The 21143-nt window shown below is 70.3% G+C and carries 19 protein-coding genes and 3 tRNA genes; 12 read left to right on the top strand and 10 right to left on the bottom strand.

All coding sequences use genetic code 11. The annotated features are described in order from the left end of the window. Positions 1–59 precede the first annotated feature (59 nt). Positions 60–887, bottom strand: a complete 828-nt coding sequence (locus NYZ98_RS29235) for an alpha/beta fold hydrolase (RefSeq protein WP_262846785.1) — start codon at positions 885–887, stop codon at positions 60–62. 99 nt (positions 888–986) lie between these two features. Here NYZ98_RS29235 and NYZ98_RS29230 point away from each other — a divergent pair, with 99 nt between their 5' ends. Then, positions 987–1421, top strand: a complete 435-nt coding sequence (locus NYZ98_RS29230) for a MarR family transcriptional regulator (RefSeq protein ID WP_262846784.1) — start codon at positions 987–989, stop codon at positions 1419–1421. An 83-nt stretch (positions 1422–1504) separates the two neighbouring features. On the opposite strand, the gene NYZ98_RS29225 is transcribed toward NYZ98_RS29230, so the two are convergent. The 3 genes from NYZ98_RS29225 to NYZ98_RS29215 all read right to left on the bottom strand — a co-directional run bounded on the left by NYZ98_RS29225 (position 1505) and on the right by NYZ98_RS29215 (position 5850). Next, entirely contained in the window at positions 1505–1915 is a 411-nt protein-coding gene (locus NYZ98_RS29225) for a nuclear transport factor 2 family protein (protein WP_262846783.1), read from the bottom strand. A gap of 302 nt (positions 1916–2217) precedes the next feature. Continuing rightward, positions 2218–3918, bottom strand: a complete 1701-nt coding sequence (locus tag NYZ98_RS29220; protein WP_262846782.1) for a heparinase II/III family protein — start codon at positions 3916–3918, stop codon at positions 2218–2220. Between the two features lie 252 nt (positions 3919–4170). Beyond that, on the bottom strand, positions 4171–5850 hold the full coding sequence (locus tag NYZ98_RS29215) for an MFS transporter (RefSeq protein WP_262846781.1): 1680 nt from the start codon (positions 5848–5850) through the stop codon (positions 4171–4173). An 87-nt stretch (positions 5851–5937) separates the two neighbouring features. Between NYZ98_RS29215 and NYZ98_RS29210 the strand changes: the two genes are divergently transcribed. Then, a complete protein-coding gene (locus NYZ98_RS29210; RefSeq protein WP_262846780.1) occupies positions 5938–6900 on the top strand; it encodes a helix-turn-helix transcriptional regulator in 963 nt (320 codons plus the stop codon). A gap of 75 nt (positions 6901–6975) precedes the next feature. Here NYZ98_RS29210 and NYZ98_RS29205 read toward each other — a convergent pair whose 3' ends face one another. Continuing rightward, positions 6976–7338, bottom strand: coding sequence for an antibiotic biosynthesis monooxygenase family protein (locus NYZ98_RS29205; RefSeq protein WP_262846779.1), 363 nt, complete (start codon positions 7336–7338; stop codon positions 6976–6978). Between the two features lie 128 nt (positions 7339–7466). Here NYZ98_RS29205 and NYZ98_RS29200 point away from each other — a divergent pair, with 128 nt between their 5' ends. Both NYZ98_RS29200 and gltX read left to right on the top strand, forming a co-directional pair. After that, complete coding sequence (locus tag NYZ98_RS29200) at positions 7467–8243, top strand: fumarylacetoacetate hydrolase family protein (RefSeq protein ID WP_262846778.1); 777 nt, start codon at positions 7467–7469, stop codon at positions 8241–8243. A gap of 46 nt (positions 8244–8289) precedes the next feature. Further along, positions 8290–9648, top strand: a complete 1359-nt coding sequence (gene gltX / locus NYZ98_RS29195) for a glutamate--tRNA ligase (RefSeq protein ID WP_262846828.1) — start codon at positions 8290–8292, stop codon at positions 9646–9648. 57 nt (positions 9649–9705) lie between these two features. Here the strand turns inward: gltX and NYZ98_RS29190 are convergent, their stop codons facing one another. Continuing rightward, on the bottom strand, positions 9706–11700 hold the full coding sequence (locus tag NYZ98_RS29190; RefSeq protein ID WP_262846777.1) for a M3 family metallopeptidase: 1995 nt from the start codon (positions 11698–11700) through the stop codon (positions 9706–9708). A 213-nt stretch (positions 11701–11913) separates the two neighbouring features. On the opposite strand from NYZ98_RS29190, the gene NYZ98_RS29185 reads away from it, so the two are divergent. From NYZ98_RS29185 to NYZ98_RS29175, 3 genes are all read left to right on the top strand, one after another. After that, positions 11914–11985 (top strand) — tRNA-Gln (locus NYZ98_RS29185). A gap of 200 nt (positions 11986–12185) precedes the next feature. Then, positions 12186–12261 (top strand) — tRNA-Glu (locus NYZ98_RS29180). A gap of 33 nt (positions 12262–12294) precedes the next feature. After that, positions 12295–12367 (top strand) — tRNA-Glu (locus NYZ98_RS29175). Positions 12368–12515: 148 nt separating this feature from the next. Here NYZ98_RS29175 and NYZ98_RS29170 read toward each other — a convergent pair. After that, positions 12516–14153, bottom strand: coding sequence for a hypothetical protein (locus NYZ98_RS29170; protein WP_262846776.1), 1638 nt, complete (start codon positions 14151–14153; stop codon positions 12516–12518). A 246-nt stretch (positions 14154–14399) separates the two neighbouring features. Further along, a complete protein-coding gene (locus tag NYZ98_RS29165; protein WP_262846775.1) occupies positions 14400–15116 on the bottom strand; it encodes an IclR family transcriptional regulator in 717 nt (238 codons plus the stop codon). 138 nt (positions 15117–15254) lie between these two features. Between NYZ98_RS29165 and leuC the strand changes: the two genes are divergently transcribed. From leuC to NYZ98_RS29145, 4 genes are all read left to right on the top strand, one after another. After that, complete coding sequence (leuC, locus tag NYZ98_RS29160; RefSeq protein WP_262846774.1) at positions 15255–16631, top strand: 3-isopropylmalate dehydratase large subunit; 1377 nt, start codon at positions 15255–15257, stop codon at positions 16629–16631. Between the two features lie 13 nt (positions 16632–16644). After that, the gene (gene leuD / locus NYZ98_RS29155; RefSeq protein ID WP_262846773.1) at positions 16645–17232 is read left to right on the top strand and encodes a 3-isopropylmalate dehydratase small subunit; all 588 of its coding nucleotides are present in this window, start codon (positions 16645–16647) and stop codon (positions 17230–17232) included. Beyond that, positions 17211–17471 carry an SCO5555 family protein gene (locus NYZ98_RS29150; RefSeq protein WP_262846772.1) on the top strand — a complete coding sequence of 87 codons (261 nt, stop codon included), beginning with the start codon at positions 17211–17213 and terminating at the stop codon, positions 17469–17471. The genes leuD and NYZ98_RS29150 overlap by 22 nt, the downstream gene beginning before the upstream one ends. A 165-nt stretch (positions 17472–17636) precedes the next feature. Continuing rightward, positions 17637–17936 (top strand): HU family DNA-binding protein, encoded by a 300-nt coding sequence (locus NYZ98_RS29145; protein WP_262846771.1) that lies wholly within the window; start codon positions 17637–17639, stop codon positions 17934–17936. A gap of 111 nt (positions 17937–18047) precedes the next feature. Here NYZ98_RS29145 and NYZ98_RS29140 read toward each other — a convergent pair whose 3' ends face one another. Together NYZ98_RS29140 and NYZ98_RS29135 are read right to left on the bottom strand one after the other, a co-directional pair. Beyond that, positions 18048–18251 (bottom strand): hypothetical protein, encoded by a 204-nt coding sequence (locus NYZ98_RS29140; RefSeq protein WP_262846770.1) that lies wholly within the window; start codon positions 18249–18251, stop codon positions 18048–18050. A 76-nt stretch (positions 18252–18327) separates the two neighbouring features. Further along, a complete protein-coding gene (locus tag NYZ98_RS29135) occupies positions 18328–19071 on the bottom strand; it encodes a TetR/AcrR family transcriptional regulator (RefSeq protein ID WP_262846769.1) in 744 nt (247 codons plus the stop codon). Positions 19072–19311: 240 nt separating this feature from the next. Here NYZ98_RS29135 and NYZ98_RS29130 point away from each other — a divergent pair, with 240 nt between their 5' ends. Further along, complete coding sequence (locus NYZ98_RS29130; RefSeq protein WP_262846768.1) at positions 19312–21021, top strand: MFS transporter; 1710 nt, start codon at positions 19312–19314, stop codon at positions 21019–21021. Positions 21022–21143 lie beyond the last annotated feature (122 nt).

The following is a 21143-nucleotide window of genomic DNA, read 5'->3' as shown; positions in this document are numbered from 1 at the left end:
GAGCGTGGGTGTGTCAAGGGCGGGGTTGTGGCGGGCTGTATTACCAAGGGTGTGTGCAGTTAGGGAATTGGGTTCGGGGTGAGGAGTTGGGTTAGGCGGGTGGCGAAGGCTTGGGGGTGGGAGGTGAGGGCGTTGTGGCCGGCGGGGAAGGTGGTGGGTGGGACGGCGAGGTGTTCGGCGAGGAGGAGGGTGCAGCGGTGGGGCCAGGTGTGGGCGGAGGTCTTGCCGACGGCGGGGAGGATGCGGGTGGACGCCGATTTGAGGGCGGGCAGGTCTAGTAGGTGACGTCTGACCGCCGGGGCGTCGTGGGTCAGGAAGAACTCCAGGTTCGGCAGGCGCCCGGGGCCCCGAGGCGCTGCCTTGACGTCGGGTTCACGGTCGTTCAGGTCGATGCCCGTGAGGATCGCGAACTTCAGCAGGGCGGCGAAAGTGCCTTCCGTCCGGTGGGTCTCCTCGATTTCCCGCTGGTCGTGAGCGGCCCGGGTGCGCTCCGCTTCGGAAAGCAGTTGCGTCGTAGGGGGCTCGTGCGCGACCAGGACGCCGACCTGGCCGGGGTGACGGGACACCAGTTCCAGGCTGATCAGGGCACCGATGCTGCTGCCACAGACGTAGGCGGGCTCGGTGGTGACGGCGGCGAGGAGATGGTGCAGGTCGTCGGCGTGGGTGGTGACGGTCGGGGGGTCGCTCGGGTCGTCGATGGTGCTGCCGGACAGGCCTCGGCGGTCGTAGGTGAGGACCGTGTAGTCGTCGGCGAGCCGGGCGGCCAGGTCGTCACTGGAGGAGGCGTCGCCGTCCCCGCCTGCGACCAGGACGAGCAGCGGGCCGGAGCCGCGCAGGACGTAGTGGAGTCGCGCGCCGGGGACGTGCTCGGTGTTCAAGATCGTCATGGGGTTCCCTCTGGCCGGGGTACATCGGTTCGTAGATGCATCAGGAATTAGATATATCAATATCGTGATGCATCTGTCGAATGGTGCATCATGGGTGGCATGAACGGGCTCGAACTGTTCCTGCTGGGGCACAAGTTGATCAAGATCGGGCAGGACGCCATTCCCCGGTCCGGCTTCCACACGCTGCCGGTCAGCGCCCGCACGATCCTCGTCGACGTCTTCGAGCACTCCGTCAGCTCCATCGGTGAGATCACCTCGCGTACCGGCTTCCCGCAGAGCCTGGTGTCGGCGGCGGTCGCCAAGTTCCGCGACGGGGGGGTGATGGTGACCGAGCCGGACCCCGCCGACCGGCGGCGCACCCTCGTACGGCCGGCTCCTGGCATGCGCGAGCAGGGGCAGCGGCGGGCTGACATGGTGACGGTGGATGACACTCTGGCGAAGGCGCTCGGCGTTGAGCCGGAAGAGGTCGCCCAGATCGTGGCCACGTTGGAGTCGCTCGCGCGACGGTTGTCCGAGGTGCAGGCATCGACCTGATTCACCGGCGTTGATCACGTCCAGCGGGCCGTGTGGGTAGCCCTGGTGGGTGGTCGCGACCGATGGGCGTGGTTCGCGTACGGTCAGCCGGGTTTGATCTCGGTGCCCTGGGCGGAGGTGAGGCGCCAGCCTTGGGTGGCGGGGGTGGTGGTGAAGACGTGGGTGTAGCGGCTCGCGGCGGTGAAGGTGGTGCCGTCGGGGGCGGTGAAGTTCATGCTGGTACGTCCGACGACGAGGCCGGTGTCGCCGACGCGCCGGACGATGGCCTCGTCGGGGAACGAGTCGATCGCCGGGAAGGTCAGGGCGCCGCTGGAGACGGCGCCGAGCAGGTCGTGCTTGGTCGCGATGGAGCCGTCGGCCACACCGACCAGGAGGAAATCGTCCGAGAGCAGGATGCGGAGGGTGTCCGCGTCGGCGGCGATCAGCGCGTCGAAGAACCGGCGGTCATGGTCGAGCAGGGACGTACGGTCGTCGGGGCCAGGGGTGGCGGTCATCGTCTTCCATTCGGCGTCGGTATCGCGGTACCAGGGTCTGGGTCGCTTTCGCGGAGCGCGTTGATGTTAGACGTTGACGCCAGTGACAAGGTCAACCGCTGATTCGGCGATCATGCACCGGTCTGGCCGCCGCAAGACGGCGCCGGATTCGCCGTACCACGTCCCGCCGCGTCGGCGCCGAGCTGACACGGCAGGAGCAGGAGAAACGACCGGGTCGCGAAATCGCGGAACCGAGGCGTTGTGAAATCGCGGAACCGAGGTGTAGCGATGGAGCGGACGACTGCGAGCTCAGGGGGGTGGGGTCAGGAGAGGGTGCCCGCCCGGGCGCGGAGGGTGGTTTGGGTGTCGGGGGTTTTGATGGTTACTCGGGGGCCGGAGCAGGTGATGGTGGGTTTGTCGGTGCCGGGGGTGACGATGGTGAGGAGGGAGGGCGTGGCGGGGGAGACGACCACCGAGGCGGGTACTTTGCTCATGTAGGTCGGTGAGATCCAGCCCTGGAAGGGGCTCGACGCGCCCCGTACGACCGACTGGCCGGAGATCGGCTTGCAGGAGGGCATCGCGAGCTGGACGAGGGTGGCCTTCCAGCCTGACTTGTCCTTCACGACGATCCGGCCGCCGTGGGTCGACACCGGGGAGAGCGCCGGGTCGAGGTGCCAGTAGCTGCGTGCCCGCGTGCCGGACGGAACGGTGTCGAGCACCGCCATCAGGTCCTCGCCGTGGTTGACCAGCACCGAACGCGTCCGGGTCACCCCGTAGGCCTTGTCGGTCAGCTTGTACGACTGCCGGTCGTCCTTGACCGACGAGCTCACCAGCTTCGTGGCCGTGTGGCCCCGGAAGGGCTTGCCCACGACGACGGGCACGTTGTGCGCCTCGGGGGAGATGGTCCAGTAGCGGTACGGCGTCTTCTCGTAGGAGTGGAAACCGGCCTCGACCAGCACGTCGTGGCCCTGCGCGTAGTAGGTGACGCCCATGTGGTCCTCGTGCCCGTGGAACTTCAGGCCGGGGCCGAACCGGATGGAGTAGTACGCCGACTCGGGCTTGTCCCACGCGGTGCGCCCGAAGACGTACCCGGCCTTGAAGATCTTCACGGTCTGCTTGGCGTGCTGGAACCCCGCCGGCCGGACGTCCGCGCCGCCGTCCCCGATCGGCACCATGAACCCGCTGGGCTCGGTGGCGTGCGTGATGTACGCCTCCAGCGACTCCCAGCGCTTCGCGATCTCGGACGGCACCTTGCGCCCGCAGTCGGTGATGGCCTCCATGCCGACCTTGAGCCGCTCGTGCACGTAGATGCCGTAGCGCGGCGCCTGCTCCTGGAGCGCGCCCTGGGAGTCGATGTCGAGCTTCACCGACCCGGTCATGCGGCGGACGGCGAGGTCGGCCCACTCCTTGTGGCCGGTACGGCAGCCGATGCGCAGCAGGGCGATGTCCTGATCCATGCCGTGGTTGTGGCCTTTTTCGTACAGGGCCGGGTTGGACAGCATCTTGGCGTGGTCGGCGAGGCTGCGGGTGAGCCATGAGGCCTTGACGTGCCTGCTCAGGCAGACGAGGACGGGGGCGCGCAGCGCGATGGGATGTTCGGCCCACGCGTACTGGCTCGCGCCTGAGCCGCCGCGCGGGTTGCTCTCGACCCAGCTCTTGGTCAGCTCGGTGGCCCGCTTGAGGTAGGCGTCCTCCCCGGAGGTCTCGTAGTCGGCCACGAGCCGGCCGACCCAGCGCAGCGAGGAGAACACCATGTCCCAGGAGCGGTTCTTGTACGGGCTCCAGCGCCAGTTGATCGTCTTGCCGATCTTGACGGGCGGCAGGTCGAGGAACTGCACCTCGCCGGACATGACCTGCGTGGACGTCGGCGTGGCCGGTAGCCAGTCGCCCTGGCACTCGGGGGTGGGCTTGGCGGTCGCCCGCGCTTCCGAGCTCCGGGCGGCGGCCGGGGCCGCCTGGGTGATCCCGCCACCGGTCAGGAGGAGGGTGATGATGAGACCGAGAGCTCGTGTCCGGCGGCGCACGCCAGTTCCTTCCGTGACCAGGATGGGGGCGGATCATGCTGTCCGATTCACACCGAATTGGTCAAGCCGCAGGAGCCCCATCGGTCACATCGTTAACAACCAGATGCCGGGATGCCAGCCAACTCCCAGAAACGGCGCCGGAGCAGGGGCTCCACGGGAACGCGTACGCCCCCGGCCGCGAGGTGCGCGGCCGGGGGCGTACAGCGAGCGGTACGGCGGGACGGGGGACGGGGGACGGGGGACGGGGTGAGGTCACATGGTCTGGGTGCGGGCGTGTTTGGGGAGCAGGAAGCCGAGGCCGAAGGTGAGGACGATCAGCGCGATGGTGACCAGCGCGGTCGTCTCGGCGGCGCCGAGGGAGTCGCGCATGTGGGTCTCCCGCCCGGCCGCCGTGACGGCCGCGCCGACCGCCGGGGCGGTGGGCAGGGAGCCGGCCGCGCAGCTCGGGGGCGTCGCGTCGGGGTTCTCCTCGGTCTCGCGGTCGTGCACGCAGGCGCGTACCCCGGCGACGATCGGCCCCTGAGCCTGGGCGGGGACCCCGGCGGCGGTCAGTTCGGCCCGCAGCCGGGGCGCGGCGGCGGTGTCGAAGTTGTGCCCGGCCTGTGTGCCGAGGAGCCCGAAGAAGATCGTGCCGATCACGGCGATGCCGAGCGACATGCCGAGCTGCTGGATGGCCTGCAGGGCGCTGGACGCCGAGCCCACCTCGTGGTCGGCGACCCCGCCGAGGATGATGTCGAACAGCGGTACGAAGATCATGCCCATGCCGATCCCGCCGATCAGCAGCGGGACGATGAAGTCGGTGCTGCCGATGCCGGTCCCGGAGGTCCGCAGGACCACGTACAGGGCGGCCATGCCAAGGGCCATGCCCACCGTGCCGATGTGCAGCAGGGTCCGGCCCAGCTTGCCCATCAGGGCCCCGCTGATCCCCGAGCCGATGAACGCCCCGGCCGCCCACGGCAGCGTGGTCAGGCTGGCGCGCAGCGGTGAGTACCCGAGGCCGACCTGCATGAAGACGCCGAGGGTCAGCATCGTCCCGCCCATCGCGCCCATGAACACGGTCGCGAACAGGACGCCGGAGACGTACGGGCGCCTGGTGAACACGGCGGGCTCGATCAGCGGGACGCCGCCTGACCGCTTGCGGCGCACCTGGTAGGCGGCGAACAGGCCGAGGATCGGGACCGAGCAGGCCAGCATCGCCAGGATCCAGACGGGCCAGCCGAGCTCGCGGCCCTGGACCAGCGGGAAGATCAGGGTGAACGTCCCGGCGGCGGCCAGGACCACGCCCACCGCGTCCAGGCGGGCGGACCGCACGGCCGGGGGCGTCACCGGCAGGAACCTGGCCCCGATGACCAGGGCGAACAGGCCGATCGGCGCGTTGACCAGGAAGATCATGCGCCAGCCGGTGCCGAACAGGTCGGCGTGAATGAGCGCGCCGCCGACGATGGGACCGAGCACCGCGGACAGGCCCATGATCGGCCCGAAGGCGGTGTACGGCTTCTGCATCTCGGCGGGCGGGAACAGGTCGCGGATCAGCCCGAAGCCCTGCGGCAGCATCACCGCGCCGAACGCCCCCTGGAGCACCCGCGAGAGCAGCAGCATCTCCGGCGAGAGGGCCGCCGCGCACAGCATCGACGCGACGGTGAACCCGCCGACCCCGATCAGCAGCATCCGCTTGCGGCCGAACATGTCACCGAGCCGCCCGCCGATGAGCAGCGTCACCGCGAGGGCCATGGTGTACCCGGCGGCCATCCACTGCACGCTGGCGTACGACCCCCCGAGGTCCGCGCGGATCGCCGGCGCGGCCGTGTTGATCACCGTCGAGTCCAGCAGGTCCATCACGCTCGACGCCATCACGGCCGAGAACGCGAGCCAGCGCCACCGGTAGAGCGGCGCGGTACCGGTTCCGGGCGGGGCTTCGAGTATTGCGGTCATCGAGATCTCCTGAGAACGAGGACGATGAGCTCACGCTATGGTGGATAGCGGCCACTTTCTGACCTGAATGACGAGCATCCTGAAGACATGGCGAACACGAGCTCACGCACCCTGCGGCTGCTGTCCCTGCTCCAGACCCACCGGTACTGGCCGGGCACGGAGCTGGCCGACCGGCTCGAGGTGTCGGTACGCACCCTGCGCCGCGACGTCGACCGGCTGCGCGAGCTGGGCTACCCGGTCGAGGCCCACCGCGGCGTCGACGGCGGCTACCAGCTCGCCGCGGGCGCCGCGCTGCCTCCGCTCCTGGTCGACGACGAGGAGGCGGTCGCGCTCGCCGTCGGCCTGCGGATGGCCGCGCAGGGGTCGGTCGCCGGCATCGAGGAGTCGTCGGTCCGCGCGCTGACCAAGGTCGTGCAGGTCATGCCGCCGAGGCTGCGACGGCGCATCGAGGCGCTGAGCACGGCCACCGTGCCGACGGTGTGGGGCGCCGGGCCGACGGTCGACGCCGGTGTGCTCACCTCCGTCGCCCAGGCGTGCAGGGACGAGGAGCGGTTGCGCTTCGCCTACAAGGCGCGCGACGGCGAGGAGAGCGCGCGCTACGTCGAGCCACACCGCCTGGTCTCGCTGGGACGCCGCTGGTACCTGGTCGCCTACGACCTGGGCCGCCACGGCTGGCGCAGCTTCCGGCTCGACCGCCTCGACGGGCCGCTCGGCACCAGGGAGCGGTTCCGGCCGCGCGAGCTGCCCGCCGACGACGCGGCCGGTTTCGTCCGCCAGGGGATCGACAGCATCGTGCCGCCGCTCGCCTGCGAGGTGGTCGTGCACGCGCCCGCCGGCAGGGTGCGCGACCGCGTCGGCCGGTGGGGGACGGTCGAGGAGATCGACGAGGGGCGGTGCCGGCTGCGGATGACCTCGGACACGCTCGACTGGCCGGCCATGGCCCTGGGGTCGCTGGGCGCGGACTTCGAGGTGGTCCACCCGCCTGAGCTGGTCGTCCACCTGCGCGACTGGGCCACCCGCTTCACCCGCGCCACCTCCGCGCACGAATGAGCCCCGGCGCGCCGGGCCACGACGCGGATCCAGGCCAGGACGCGGGCGCGGACCCTCCGGCGCGCCAGGCCGGTGCTACTCCTTGCGGCCGACGCTCTGGATGACCTCGAACGACCACAGCTGCGAGTCCGTCGCGGCAGGCCCGCCCTGCCCGTGGCCGTGCCCCTGGCCGCCGCGGCCCTGGGCCTCGGCGTCGGCGACCGCGCGGGCGTGGCCCGCCTGGAAGGCCTCGCTCGTCTGCCAGCGCTGGAAGTCCTCCTCGCTGCGCCACCGCGTGTACACCAGGTAGGTGTCGGTCCCCTCGACCGGCCTGAGCAGCTCGAACCATTCGAAGCCGTCGGAGGACTCGACCATCCCCGCCCGGCTCCCGAACCGGCGCTCCAGCTCCTCGCGCATCGCGGCCGGGACGGTCAGCGCGTTGATCTTCACAACGGACATGTCCACTCCTCGTCAGGCATAAAGGCATAGGCGTACGGGCACCCGCCCACGCGGCGCCGGACGGGTACCGCCACCTTACGATCAGCGCCGTGTCCTCGCGGGGCGGCGGGCGGCACTAGCCTTGAGGGGTGCGTATCGCGAGGTTCTCCACGGGTGAAGGTGTCGCGTTCGGCGTGGTCGAAGGCGCTCAGGGTGAGGAGTTCGTCTCCCGGATCGACGGGCATCCGTTCGGCACGATCCAGTTCACCGGTGAGCGCTACCCGCTCCAGGAGGTGCGCCTGGTCCCGCCGATGCTGCCGAGCAAGATCATCGCGGTCGGCAGGAACTACGCCGAGCACGCGCGGGAGATGGGCAACGAGCCGCCCGCCGAACCGCTGATCTTCAGCAAGCCGTCCACGTCGGTGATCGGCCACAACGAGTCCATCGTGTACCCGCACAAACTCTCCGAGCGCGTCGACTACGAGGGCGAGCTGGCCCTGGTCATCGGGCGGCTGTGCCGCGAGGTGCCGGTCGAGCGGGCCCGCGAGGTCATCTTCGGCTACACCTGCGCGAACGACGTCACGGCCCGTGACCTGCAGAGCAAGGACGGGCAGTGGACGCGCGCCAAGGGCTTCGACACGTTCTGCCCGCTCGGCCCGTGGATCCAGACCGAACTGGACCCCGACGACCTGGCCATCACCACGACCGTGAACGGCGAGCTCAGGCAGAGCGCGCGCACCTCCCAGCTCATCCATGACATCCCCAAGCTGATCGCCTACATCACCGAGGTCATGACCCTCATCCCCGGCGACGTGATCCTCACCGGCACCCCGGAGGGGATCGGCGCGCTCGACGACGGCGACGAGGTCAGCGTCGGAATCGAAGGCATCGGCACTCTCACGAACCGGGTGGTTCCGCGTGACTGATCTCCAAGGCCCCGCCGGCGCCCCTGAGCCGGACGCCGCGCTACGGGTGCGCTTCGCCCCGTCCCCGACCGGAATGTTCCACGTCGGCGGCGCCCGTTCGGCCCTGTTCAACTGGGCGCTGGCCGAGCAGTCGGGCGGCCGGTTCGTCCTGCGCGTCGAGGACACCGACGCGGCGCGCAACCGTCCCGAGTGGACCGAGGGCATCATCTCGGCGCTCGCCTGGATCGGGATCAACGGCGAGTCGCCGTACTTCGAGGGCCCCTACTTCCAGTCGGCGTACGAGGAGCAGCACCGCGCCGCTTCGGCCAAGCTCGTCGCGGACGGCAAGGCCTACCACTGCACCTGCACCCGCGACGACGTGAAGGCGCGCACGGGCTCTGAGCACCAGGGGTACGACGGCTTCTGCCGCGACCGTGGCCTGCGCGAGGGCGCGGTGCGCTTCCGCACGCCCGACACCGGCGTCACCGTCGTCGACGACCTGGTACGCGGCCGGGTGGAGTTCCCGAACGCGGCCATCGAGGACTTCGTCGTCGCCCGGGGGGACGGCTCCCCGCTGTTCGTCCTGGCCAACGTGATCGACGACATCGAGATGCGGATCACCCAGGTCGTCCGCGCCGAGGAGCACCTGTCGAACACGCCCAAGCAGCAGCTGCTGTGGCAGGCCCTCGGCGTCACCCCGCCCGTGTGGGCGCACGTCCCCGTGATCGTCAACGAGAAGCGGCAGAAGCTGTCCAAGCGCCGCGACAAGGTGGCCCTGGAGTCCTACCGCGACGAGGGCTACCTCCCCGAGGCCATGGTCAACTACCTGATGCTGCTCGGCTGGGGCCCGGGGGACGACCGCGAGATCATGCCGTGGTCGGAGATGGTGCCGCTGTTCCGGCTGGCCGACGTCAACCCGTCCCCGGCCTTCTTCGACGAGAAGAAGCTGCGGGCGTTCAACGGTGAGTACATCCGGGCGCTGCCGGCCGAGGTCTTCGCCCGGCGCTGCGAGCCCTGGCTCGACCCGAGCTGGAGCCGCGAGACCTTCGCCAAGGTGGCCCCGCTCGCCCAGACGCGCATCGCCCTGCTGTCGGAGATCACGGCCAACGTCGACTTCCTGTTCCTGGACCAACCCGTCTTCGACCAGCCGAGCTGGGACAAGGCCATGAAACCGGGCGCCGCGGACATCCTTTCCGGCTATCTCGACCGGCTGGAGAACGTCTCCTTCGACCCCGAGTCGCTGAAGGCCGCCCTGGAGGAGGTCGGCCTGGCGCACGGGCTCAAGCTCGGCAAGGCCCAGGCCCCGGTCCGCGTCGCGATCACCGGGCGCACGGTGGGGCTGCCGCTGTTCGAGTCCATCGAGGTGCTGGGCCGGGCGGCGGCCATGGACCGCCTGCGCGCCGCCCTGGCGAAGCTCCAGGCCTGACCACGCCGCCACCCGGGTGACCGGTCGTGTCCGGGCCGGCCGCCCGGACACGGGGGGTCACAGCAGGCCGCGGCGCTCCAGGAGGGGCTCGATGCGGGGGTCGCGGCCGCGGAAGGCGCGGAAGGTCGTCATGGCCTCCACGCTGCCGCCCTTGGACAGGAGCTCGCGGCGGAAGGTGTCGCCGTTCTCCCGGGTGAGGCCGCCGTTCTCCTTGAACCACTCGACGGTGTCGGCGTCCAGGACCTCGCTCCAGATGTAGGAGTAGTAGCCGGCGCTGTACCCGCCCGACCAGATGTGCGCGAAGTACGTGCTGCGGTAGCGCGGCGGCACCAGCGGCAGGTCCACGTTCGCGTCCCGCAGCGCCCGCGCCTCGAACTCCTGCGGGTCGCTCCCGTCCGCGTCGACCGTGTGCCACGCCCAGTCGAGCAGCGTCGCGGCCAGGTACTCCACCGTGGCGAAGCCCTGGTTGAACTTCTGCGACTCCAGCATCCGGTCGACCAGGTCCTGCGGCATCGGCTCGCCCGTCTCGTGGTGCCGGGCGTAGTTGGCCAGCACCTCGGGCCAGACCCCCCACATCTCGTTGACCTGCGAGGGGTACTCCACGAAGTCGCGCGGCACCGCCGTACCCGAGAAGCGCGGAAACTGGACGGCGGAGAACAGCCCGTGCAGGGCGTGCCCGAACTCGTGGAACATCGTGTTGACCTGGTCGAAGGTCATCAGCGTCGGCTCCCCGGCCGGCGGCTTGACGATGTTGAGGTTGTTGACCACCACCGGCCGGGTGCCTTCGAGCTCCGACTGCTTGACCAGGCTGTTCATCCACGCCCCGCCGCGCTTGGACGCGCGGGCGTAGAAGTCGCCGAGGAACAGCCCGAGCGGCGAGCCGTCCTCGTCGGACACCTCGAAGACCCGCACGTCGGGGTGGTACCCCACGAGGTCGGTGCGCTCGGTGAAGCCGATCCCGTACAACCTGCCCGCCGCGTGGAACACCCCGTCCCACAGGACCCGGTTCAGCTCGAAGTACGGCCGCATCTGCCGGCTGTCGATGGAGTAGCGGGCCTCGCGCACCTTCTCGGCGTAGAAGGACCAGTCCCAGGCCGCGATGTCGAAGCCCGCGGTCTCGCGCAGCGCCTCCGCCTCCTTGTGGGCGTTGGCGACGGCGGCCGGGGTGAGCTTGGCCAGCATCTCGGTGACGGCCTCCGTGCCCGGCGCGGTCTGGTCGGCGACGACGTACTCGGCGTGGCTGCCGTACCCGAGCAGTGCGGCGCGCTCGGCCCGCAGCCGCGCCATGCGCACGACCAGCGGGGAGTTGTCCCGGAGGCCGCGCCCGGCGGACGCCTTGTGGATGCGCTCGCGCAGGCCGCGGCTGGTCAGCTCGGTCAGCACGGGCTGCCCGGTGGGCAGCACCAGGGTGAGCACGTACTTCCCGTCGAGCCCGCGTGCCTTGGCGGTTTCGGCGGCGCCCCGGATGTCGTCCTCGGACAGGCCGTCCAGCTCGGCGACGTCCTCGACCACGATCGCCGAGGCGTTGGTGTCGGCGAGCAGGTTCTGCTCGAACTGGGTCGACAGCCCTGACAGCTCCTCGTTCAGGCCCCTGAGGCGCTCCTGGTCCTCGGGGGCCAGTTCGGCGCCCGCACGGACGAAGTCGGTGACGTAGCGCTCCAGCAGCAGCTTGCGCTCCGCGTCGAGGCCGTCGGGGGAGATGGCCTTGATCCGGGAGAACAGCCGGGCGTCGAGGTGGATCGCGTCGCTGTGCTGGGCGAGCCTGGGGGTGACGTCCTTCTGGATCGCCTGGAGCCCCGGGCCGGTGTCGGAGGAGGCCTGGTTGAAGAACACCGTGGAGACGCGGTACAGGAGCTGCCCGGACCGTTCGAGCGCCGCCACGGTGTTGTCGAAGGTCGGTGGGTCGGCGCTGCCGGCGATGGCCTCGACCTCCGCGAGTTGCTCGGCCATGCCGCGTTCGAAGGCGGGCGCGTAGTGCTCCTCGCGGATCTCCGCGAAGGGCGGCAGCCGGTAGGGCAGGGCACTCGGGGCGAAGAAGGGGTTCTCGGTCAACGCACAGGCTCCTCACGTGGCAAAGGTTCTTCCCAGCGTTACACAGGGAACAGGCTCCCGGCACTCCTTGAGGGGTCGTCCCCACGCGGCCGGCGACGGGGTTCACCAGGGGTGATCCGCCGCTTGGGCAATCGTTTTGGTCTTGACCCTCAAGCTGGGCTATTCTTTCGGAGTCGCGAGCGGGCCCGGCTGACAGGCGGGGGTCGCGAGCAATGGGGTATGGGGTAATTGGCAGCCCGGCTGATTCTGGTTCAGCTAGTCTAGGTTCGAGTCCTGGTACCCCAGCAGTTCAACCGTGTGACGCCTATGCCTTCTCGAAGGCATAGGCGTTTTCGCTTTCCCTGGCCGGGGGCGTGATCCGCGCGGGGGCCGGGGAATCGGTTTGGTCGTGCTCTCACGGGTGCGGTAGAGTAACGCCCGTTGCCAAGGCGTCCGCAGGGGCGCCTCCGTCGGTTCACCGTCGTGAATCCGGCAGGCAGTGGCAAGGTCCCGTCGTCTAGTGGCCTAGGACGCCGCCCTCTCAAGGCGGTAACGCCGGTTCGAATCCGGTCGGGACTACCACCTGCCACAGCAAGACCCAGATCGTGTAAGCCTGGCTCCGTCGTCTAGTGGCCTAGGACGCCGCCCTCTCAAGGCGGTAGCGCCGGTTCGAATCCGGTCGGGGCTACACAGAGATCGGGAACCCTCGGAAGCGTCTTCCGAGGGTTTTTTCGCGTCCACGCCCGTTCGGCGTCCGGACCCGGCGGGCCGGACGGGCGGGGCCGGACGGGCGGGCCGCCGCCGAAGCGATCACCCGTCCCGCCCGGCCCCGGGGGTCACTCGCGGTCGCCGGCGCCGGAGCGGGCCTTGAACAGGGCGCGTTTGGCGGCCTTGGCGACCTGCTTGTCGGGGTGGGCGTCGCTGACGGCCTCCAGCAGCTCCTCGACGTGCGGGTGCGGCACCTTCCAGATCACTTCGAGCAGGCTGCTCAGCACCGGCGCGGGGCCGATGTCGTGCAGGCTGCTGACGAACTCCGGCCGGCCGAGGCCCGCCGAGATCGTCCACATGTCGAGGATCAGCCAGTGCGTGTCGCTCTGGCTGGGCTCGGGGGCGTCCTCGACGCCGAGCTGGGCGAGATGGGTCGCGGCGTACGGGCGCAGCGACGGCTCGTTGAGCGCCTCCTGCCAGGCCGGGACGGCGACCGGCCCGAGCGACCCCACGAGGCTGGCGGCCTGGACGCGGATGAGCGCGTCGGCCTCGTCCTCGGCGGCGGCCTCCAGCAGCTCCTCGGCGGCCGTGGCGGGCTCGCGCAGCTTCATCCAGGCGGCGAATTCGGTGTCGGCCTCGTCCTCGGGCAGGTCGGCGCTGAACGACAGCAGGTCCAGGGCGGTCATCGCGTCGATCGCGGGGCGCGCGTCCACCTCGATGTCGTCGTCGTCCAGCAGGTGGACCACGCCTTCGGTGCCGAGCGGCGTGAGGCCGACCCGGTCGCCCGAGACGGTGATCATGCCGTAGCCGGACAGCCATTCCAGGACGGGGGCGAGCGGGTCGCCGGCGTCGGCCCAGGCGCTCGCGCCGAGGTCGTCGAACTCGGCGGCGGCCTCGGCCAGCTCGTCGCGCAGGTCGTCCAGGGTGCGTTCGCCGCCCGCGATCAGCAGCCGGATCAGCAGCGCGCGGGTGAGGCCGGACAGGGCCAGGGTCAGATCGTCGTCGTCCAGCTCGGGGTCGCCGTAGTCGACGGAGTGCAGGCCGAGCATCCAGGCGTCGAGGACGTCCTCGTCGTTCTCGAAGGGCCAGGCGGCGGTGTCCTCGTCGACGCTGACGGTGTCCTCGCCGTCGGGCGTCAGGAACTCCAGGTCGACGGCGAGGTTCCACAGGTTCCACAGGGCGGGCACCGCGTGGGCGAGCGGGCGCTCGCCCGGCTCGGGAAGCCCGACGACGGCCAGGGCCTGCCGGATCTCCTCGTCGCTGAGCAGGGTGTCCTCGCCGACCTTGCGGGCCTTGCCCACCCAGACGGCCAGGTCACGGGCCTTGAAGATCAGCGGTACGGCGCGGGCGGCGGTGGCCAGCTCGGCGTCGGGGCGCAGGCGGATGGTCGGCAGGTCGCCGAGCTCGTCGGCGAAGGGCTCGAAGTCGCCGAGGCCTTCGACCTCCTCCTCGTCGAGGTCCTCTTCCTCCTCGTCCCAGTCGCGCTCGCCGAGGACCTCCTCCATCGCCTCGACGAAGTCGTCCTCGACGGCGTCGAGCTCGTCGAGCAGGTCGTCGAGGGCGTCGGACCCCTTCGCCAGGCGGCCGGTCTCGGAGAGGAAGGTGAGGTAGGCGCGCACGGCCGGGATCATGCCGTCGGCCGCCGCGTCCGGATCCTCGACCACTTGAGGCATCCGTTCCACCAGGACGGGGCGGAGATCGTCACGCTTCCACAGGTGGACGTCGTCACGAGCGATCAGGCGGTGCCAGAGTGCGGCGGGTCCCACCAGGTCAGGATCACTGTCCGGTGCGTTGTCTGGTGCCCAGAGAATGAACTCTTGAAGGAGGGGACGCAGCTCCGTTGCCGCTGCCTCGATGCGATCTGTCACTCCGCCAGGCTAGTGCTTGGCGGCGGCCGTCTCTAATCAGTTAGCACGGCTTCCACATCCAATCGGTGAGCGCGCGCCCGATCGGCGGGGACGGCCGGCACCAGTTGGGACAACACGTACCTGGCGGTGCGGTTGACCGGTCGTTCAGTTCGCCCGTCGCATGGCCTCGGTGATGCGCTCGGCGGCGGCGACCACCGGTGCGGCGTGCATGCGGCCGGGCGTGCGGGTGAGGCGCTCGATCGGGCCGGAGACCGAGACGGCGGCGATGACCTTGCCGCCCGCGCCGCGGATCGGGGCGGAGACGCTGGCGACGCCCTGCTCGCGCTCGCCGACGCTGTGGGCCCAGCTCCGCCTGCGCACGCTCGCCAGCGTGGCGGCGGTGAACTTGGCGCCGCGCAGGCCGCGGTGGAGGCGGTCGGGCTCCTCCCACGCGAGCAGGATCTGGGCGGCCGACCCCGCGGTCATGGGGAGCGAGGTGCCGACGGGCACCGTGTCGCGCAGCCCGCTGGCGCGCTCGGCGGCGGCCACGCACACACGCTCGTCCCCCTGCCTGCGGTAGAGCTGCGCGCTCTCGCCGGTCAGGTCGCGCAGGTGGGTGAGGACGGGGGAGGCGACGGCGAGCAGGCGGTCCTCGCCGGCCGCGGTGGACAACTCCGACAATCGGGGCCCCAGAATGAAGCGGCCCTGGGTGTCGCGGGAGACGATGCGGTGGTGCTCCAGCGCGACGGCCAGCCGGTGGGCCGTGGGGCGCGCCAGCCCTGTGGCCTGCACGAGTTGCGCCAGCGACGCGGGTCCCGCTTCCAGCGCGTTGAGAACGAGTACGGCCTTGTCGAGTACGCCGACTCCGCTAGAGTTGTCCATACCCCGATACTGCCGTCTCGCTATCCGAGATGCAACTGGCATTCACCGGACGGATGGGTAGGCTTGTCCATATCCCGAAATTTCTGTCTTGAAGGTTGAGACGTCCCCAGGGATGAAACGCAAGGAGGCGTTCACGACATGGGTCGCACACTGGCTGAGAAAGTATGGGAGCAGCACGTCGTACGGCGCGCCGACGGCGAGCCGGACCTGCTCTACATCGATCTTCACCTCATCCACGAGGTGACCAGCCCGCAGGCGTTCGACGGCCTGCGCATCGCAGGGCGGAAGGTGCGCCGGCCCGACCTCACCATCGCCACCGAGGACCACAACGTCCCGACGGTGCTCGGCCCGATCGCCGACCCGGTGTCGAAGGCGCAGGTGGAGACCCTTCGCAAGAACGCCGCCGAATTCGGCATCCGCCTCCACCCGATGGGCGACGCGGGCCAGGGCGTGGTGCACATCATCGGCCCGCAGTTCGGCCTCACCCAGCCGGGCATGACGGTCGTCTGCGGCGACTCCCACACCTCCACCCACGGCGCCTTCGGAGCCCTCGCCTTCGGCATCGGCACCTCCGAGGTGGAGCACGTCCTCGCCACCCAGACGCTTCCCGCCTACCGGCCGAAGACGATGGCCATCGAGGTCTCGGGAGAGCTGCCGTTCGGCGTCACCTCCAAGGACCTGATCCTCGCCATCATCGCCAAGATCGGCACCGGCGGCGGCCAGGGCCACATCGTGGAGTACCGGGGCGAGGCGATCCGCGGGCTCTCCATGGAGGGCCGGATGACGGTCTGCAACATGTCCATCGAGGCGGGCGCCCGCGCCGGCATGATCGCCCCCGACGAGACGACCTTCGAGTACCTCAGGGGCCGGGCGCACGCGCCCACCGGGGACGCCTGGGACGCCGCCGTGGCCTACTGGCGCTCGCTCAGGACCGACGACGACGCCGCGTTCGACACGGTCGTCGAGATCGACGCCTCGACGCTCGCGCCGTTCGTGACGTGGGGCACCAACCCCGGGCAGGGCGCGCCGCTCAGCGGGGCCGTCCCGGTGCCCGAGGAGACCTCCGACCCCGCCGCAGCCCAGCGCGCGCTCGACTACATGGGCCTGTCCGCCGGCACCCCGCTCAGCGAGATCCAGGTGGACACCGTCTTCGTCGGCTCGTGCACCAACGGCCGGCTGGAGGACCTGCGCGCCGTCGCCGAGGTGCTGCGCGGCCGCACGGTCGCGGCCCGCACGCTGATCGTGCCGGGCTCGATGCAGGTCAAGGCGGACGCCGAGGCCGAGGGTCTGCACGAGGTGTTCACGGCCGCGGGCGCCGAGTGGCGCGAGGCCGGCTGCTCGATGTGCCTGGGCATGAACCCCGACATCCTCGCGCCGGGCGAGCGCAGCGCGTCCACCTCCAACCGCAACTTCGAGGGCCGCCAGGGCAAGGGCGGGCGCACCCACCTGGTGTCCCCGGCGGTCGCCGCCGCCAGCGCCGTCACCGGCCGTCTCACCGCGCCCGCCGACCTGTAAGGAGCCCCGCAGCATGGAAGCCTTCACCACCCACACCGGCCGCGGCGTGCCGCTGCGCCGCAGCAACGTGGACACCGACCAGATCATCCCCGCCGTGTGGCTCAAGCAGGTCAGCCGCACCGGGTTCGAGAAGGGGCTCTTCGCGGCCTGGCGCGAGGACCCGGCGTTCGTCCTGAACGACCCCGTGTACGAGGGCGCCTCGGTCCTCGTCGCCGGCCCCGACTTCGGCACCGGCTCCTCGCGCGAGCACGCCGTGTGGGCCCTGCAGCAGTACGGCTTCCGCGCCGTGGTCGCGGCCCGGTTCGGCGACATCTTCCGCAACAACTCCACCAAGATGGGGCTGCTGCCGGTCGTCCTGCCGGCGGAGACCGTGGAGGCGCTCCAGTCCGCCATCGAGGCCGACCCCGCGACCGAGGTGACCGTGGACCTGTCCGCGCGCCAGGTGCGCTGGGGCGCCGAGGCCGCCGGTTTCGAGATCGACGACTACACCCGCTGGCGGCTTCTTGAGGGCCTCGACGACATCGGGCTGACCCTGCGGCACGCCGATGACGTCGAGACGTACGAGAATGGTCGGCAGTCATGGCTGCCGACGACCGTCTGACCGAGCGCACCGGCCCCGAAGACGAGCTGGCGCGGCGACTGCGCGACGCGTATCGCCGCGTGGCCGCCGCGCGGCTCTCTCCCGAGGAGCGGGAGCGAGTCGCGCGCCGTTTCGTTGTGATCTGTGAGCTTTCCAAGAGGGATGTCGAGCACGCCGGCGCCCGTCTGGACGCCTTTCTCGCTGATCTGGAAGAGCATTCCGACACGCCGCGTAGGCGAAACAACGCGGAATGTGATTGAGTCCTGGCCCCGCGTCCCTTAATTTCAAGCGGGTAAGGGGTTTCTGACCGTTGACTGGCAGGTGCGTGCCGGAACCCCGCGCTTGGCACACCGGATGGGACGGGGGAGGGCGGCGCCCTCCCCCGCGCTCATCCTCAGACAGCGGTAACAGGGGGAGCAATCCAGATGAACAAGCGAGAACTCGTCGACGCCATCGCCGATCGTGTCGGCGACCGCAAAACGGCCACCGAGGCCGTGAACGCGATTGTCGAGGCCATCCAGCACGCCGTCTCGAACGGGGACAAGGTTTCGATCACGGGCTTCGGCGCGTTCGAGATGGCACACAAGCCGGCCCGCCAGGCGAGGAACCCGTCGACCGGGGAGCCGATCAAGGTCGCCGAGAGCTGGGGGCCGAAGTTCCGGCCCGGTGCCGACTTCAAGGATCAGGTCAACGCGGCCGGGAAGAAGGCCTCCAAGAAGAAGTGACGCACCACCGGCCCGCTACGCGCCCGGACACCCTCATCAGGGGTTCCGGGCGCGACCATGTTCAGCCCACGGCCACGCCGGGGACCTTCCGGGCACGCCCGCGGCGCGGGCCTAGTCGGGCAGCGGGAAGGTGGACAGGGTGATCACGGTGATGACGTCGTCCCGCACCCTGATGTTCACCCGCTGACCCGAGCGCAGCAGCCGCAGCGGGCCCGCGTCGAAGGCGTCCGCGCCGAACGGGATCTCGGCACCGTCGTCGAGGAAGACCGAGCCCGAACGGGTCTCGGGGTCGAAGTCGCGCACCGTCGCCTGCACGCCGGCCAGCCTACAACGCCGCACCCTCCGCGGGCCCGTCCGCGCCGAGGTGACCGCGGCCCCGGGCCGGCGGCGATCAGCCTTGGGGGCCCGGCTGGATGTAGGAGGCCAGGCCGCGCATGATGATGTCCAGGCCGAGCTCGAACCGGTCGTCGTTGGACTCGTCGAACATCAGGCCCGACAGCGCGACCAGGTGGGGGAACCGCTCGGGCGGGAGCGCGTCGAAGTACCCCTTGATCGTGGCCTGCATCTCCTCCCAGCTGTCGGCCTTGGTGGTGCGGCGGCGCTCCTCCCACATGCTCTCCTCGTAGGTGAACCCGTCCATGTACGTGGAGATCATGTCGCCGGCCGCCGCGGCCACCGCGTCGGGCAGCCCGGCTGCGCGGAAGATGGCCATCAGGCGCTCGATGTGCGGCAGCAGCTCCGGGGTGAAGGGCACGTGGGCCATGGAGATGCGGGCCATGTCGCGGTGGGCCAGCAGCCGCTCGCGTCCCTGGCGGGCGAAGTCCTTGACCTGGTCCTGCCAGTGCTCGGGGTCGGGGTCGGGGAGCTCGTAGCCCTCGAACAGCCGGTTGTACATCTGCTGCAGGAGCTCGTCCTTGCCCGCCACGTGGGCGTACAGGGCGGAGACGGCGACGCCGAGCTCGGCGGCCACCTGGCGCATGCTGAGCCGCTCGAACCCCTCGCGGTCGAGGACGGTGAACGCCGCGTCGGTGATGCGTTCGAGCGTGAGGGGGACGCGGACGGGCGCGACCCGCCTGCGGGACCGCTCCCAGGGCGGGGGGGCCATCGATTCGCCGCCGGACTCCGGCTCGCTCATGAGTCACCGCCCCTTGGCGTGGTCGTCCGGACTTCCGGCCAAGTCTAGTTGGCCGCCGAACAGTGCTCGGTGCCGAGAACACCGATTTTTTTCGCGATATATCTTGTCGTCGCGATAGATGCGACATATCTTAAGAACGCCGCACTTGAGTACGAACACCGTTCGATGATAGAACACTGCTCGTATCAAGTGAACACTGTTCTTAGGGCGCGGACGGCGCCCGCTCCCAAGGAGTCCCCCATGACGACCATCGATACCTCCCCGACCCAAGCTCCACCCGAGAAGGCGCCGTACAGGTGGCGCTGGGCCGCCCTGTTCGTCATCCTCGCCGCCGAGGTGATGGACCTTCTCGACGCGATGGTCACCAACATCGCGTCCCCCACCATCCGCGCCGAGCTGGGCGGGAGCGCGGCCGTCATCCAGTGGCTCGGCGCCGCCTACACCCTGTCGATGGCCGTCGGGCTGGTCACCGGCGGCAGGCTGGGCGACATCTTCGGACGCAAGCGGATGTTCCTCATCGGCGCCATCGGCTTCACCGTGGGCTCGCTGTTGTGCGCGGTGTCCCAGGGGCCGGAGCTGCTGATCGCCGCGCGGGTCATCCAGGGCCTGTTCGGCGCGGTCATGCTCCCGCAGGGACTCGGCATGATCAAGGAGATGTTCCCGCCCAAGGAGATGCAGGCCGCGTTCGGCATGTTCGGGCCGATCATGGGCCTGTCCTCGGTCGGCGGCCCGATCCTGGCCGGCTGGCTGATCGACGCCGACTTCTTCGGCACCGGCTGGCGCATGATCTTCCTGATCAACCTGCCGCTCGGCATCCTCGCCGTCCTCGCCGGCCTGCGGTTCCTCCCCGAGTCACGGTCACCCCACCCGTTGAAGCTCGACTTCACCGGCATGTTCCTGATCTCGCTGGCGGGCCTGCTGATCGTCTTCCCGCTGGTCCAGGGACGCGAGTACGACTGGCCGCTCTGGTCCTTCCTGATGATGGGCGCGTCCGTGGTGGTCTTCGCGGTCTTCGGCTGGTTCGAGGCGCGCAAGAACAGGAACGGCGGCGACCCGCTCGTGGTCCCGAGCCTGTTCCGCAAGCGGGCCTTCACCGGCGGCCTGGTGACCGGTCTGGTGTTCTTCTCCGGGATGGTCGGCTTCTCGCTGGTGTTCAGCCTCTACACCCAGATCGGCCTCGGGTACTCCACCCTGAAGGCCGGCCTGGCGAGCGTCCCGTGGTCGCTCGGCATGATCGTCGGGTTCGGCATCGCCCAGCCCCTGCAGAAGTACGGGCGCAAGCTCCTGCACGGCGGGGCGCTGCTCATGGCCCTCGGCGTGTTCGGCGTCATCGTCACCCTGAACGTCGCGGGCATCGGCGTGACGCCCTGGCAGTTCGTCCCCGCGCTGCTGCTGACCGGCATCGGCATGGGCATGCTGATGGCGCCGTTCTTCAACATCGTGCTCGCCGGCGTCGAGCAGCACGAGACCGGCTCGGCCTCCGGGTCGCTGACCGCGATCCAGCAGCTCGGCAGCGCGTTCGGCGTCGCGCTCCTTGGCACGGTGTTCTTCGGGCTCCTCGGGAGCAGCGTCGCGACCGCCTCCGACGACGTCACGCCGAAGCTGCGCTCCGACCTGGCCGCCGTCCAGGTGACCGGGGCCGCCCAGGACCGGATCGTCACCGGGATCCGCGCCTGCGGGCACGACCGCGCGGTCGCCAAGGACCCGGCCGAGGTGCCCGCGTCCTGTGTCCGGCTCGAGGCCGACAGCCGGGCCTCGGCGACCTCGCCGCAGGCGGGCGCGGCCGTGCAGAAGGCGGTCATGACGGCCGGCGCCACCGCGGGCAAGGAGGGCTTCAGCCAGGCGATGAAGACCATCCTGTGGGTCGTGGACGGCATGCTGCTGCTGACGTTCCTGGTGGCCTTCCTGCTGCCCAAGCACGCCCGCGAGGGCGAGGAGGGCGCCCACTAATGGGAGCTACCGGGTCGGCTGTTCGGGCAGACTCGGTGCCTGTAGCCGCTGGTGGGTGAGCACTCTCGTCCACCGGACCTAGGAGTCCTGGGGTCAGATCGTGCCCTCACCGGTGGCCAGGG

Origin of the sequence: Sphaerisporangium corydalis, from assembly GCF_025506355.1 — a bacterium.
Lineage (GTDB): Bacteria > Actinomycetota > Actinomycetes > Streptosporangiales > Streptosporangiaceae > Sphaerisporangium > Sphaerisporangium corydalis.
This window is presented reverse-complemented; position numbering and strand designations above follow the sequence as displayed.

What these genes read in the sequence shown, in the direction of transcription:
- NYZ98_RS29150 (WP_262846772.1), top strand. Translation starts at nt 17,211, where the DNA reads ATGGCTGCCGACGACCGTCTGACCGAGCGCACCGGCCCCGAAGACGAG.
- NYZ98_RS29165 (WP_262846775.1), bottom strand. Translation starts at nt 15,116, where the DNA reads ATGGACAACTCTAGCGGAGTCGGCGTACTCGACAAGGCCGTACTCGTT.
- NYZ98_RS29225 (WP_262846783.1), bottom strand. Translation starts at nt 1,915, where the DNA reads ATGACCGCCACCCCTGGCCCCGACGACCGTACGTCCCTGCTCGACCAT.
- NYZ98_RS29210 (WP_262846780.1), top strand. Translation starts at nt 5,938, where the DNA reads ATGGCGAACACGAGCTCACGCACCCTGCGGCTGCTGTCCCTGCTCCAG.
- NYZ98_RS29215 (WP_262846781.1), bottom strand. Translation starts at nt 5,850, where the DNA reads ATGACCGCAATACTCGAAGCCCCGCCCGGAACCGGTACCGCGCCGCTC.
- NYZ98_RS29135 (WP_262846769.1), bottom strand. Translation starts at nt 19,071, where the DNA reads ATGAGCGAGCCGGAGTCCGGCGGCGAATCGATGGCCCCCCCGCCCTGG.
- NYZ98_RS29205 (WP_262846779.1), bottom strand. Translation starts at nt 7,338, where the DNA reads ATGTCCGTTGTGAAGATCAACGCGCTGACCGTCCCGGCCGCGATGCGC.
- NYZ98_RS29235 (WP_262846785.1), bottom strand. Translation starts at nt 887, where the DNA reads ATGACGATCTTGAACACCGAGCACGTCCCCGGCGCGCGACTCCACTAC.
- NYZ98_RS29145 (WP_262846771.1), top strand. Translation starts at nt 17,637, where the DNA reads ATGAACAAGCGAGAACTCGTCGACGCCATCGCCGATCGTGTCGGCGAC.
- leuC (WP_262846774.1), top strand. Translation starts at nt 15,255, where the DNA reads ATGGGTCGCACACTGGCTGAGAAAGTATGGGAGCAGCACGTCGTACGG.
- NYZ98_RS29130 (WP_262846768.1), top strand. Translation starts at nt 19,312, where the DNA reads ATGACGACCATCGATACCTCCCCGACCCAAGCTCCACCCGAGAAGGCG.
- leuD (WP_262846773.1), top strand. Translation starts at nt 16,645, where the DNA reads ATGGAAGCCTTCACCACCCACACCGGCCGCGGCGTGCCGCTGCGCCGC.
- NYZ98_RS29230 (WP_262846784.1), top strand. Translation starts at nt 987, where the DNA reads ATGAACGGGCTCGAACTGTTCCTGCTGGGGCACAAGTTGATCAAGATC.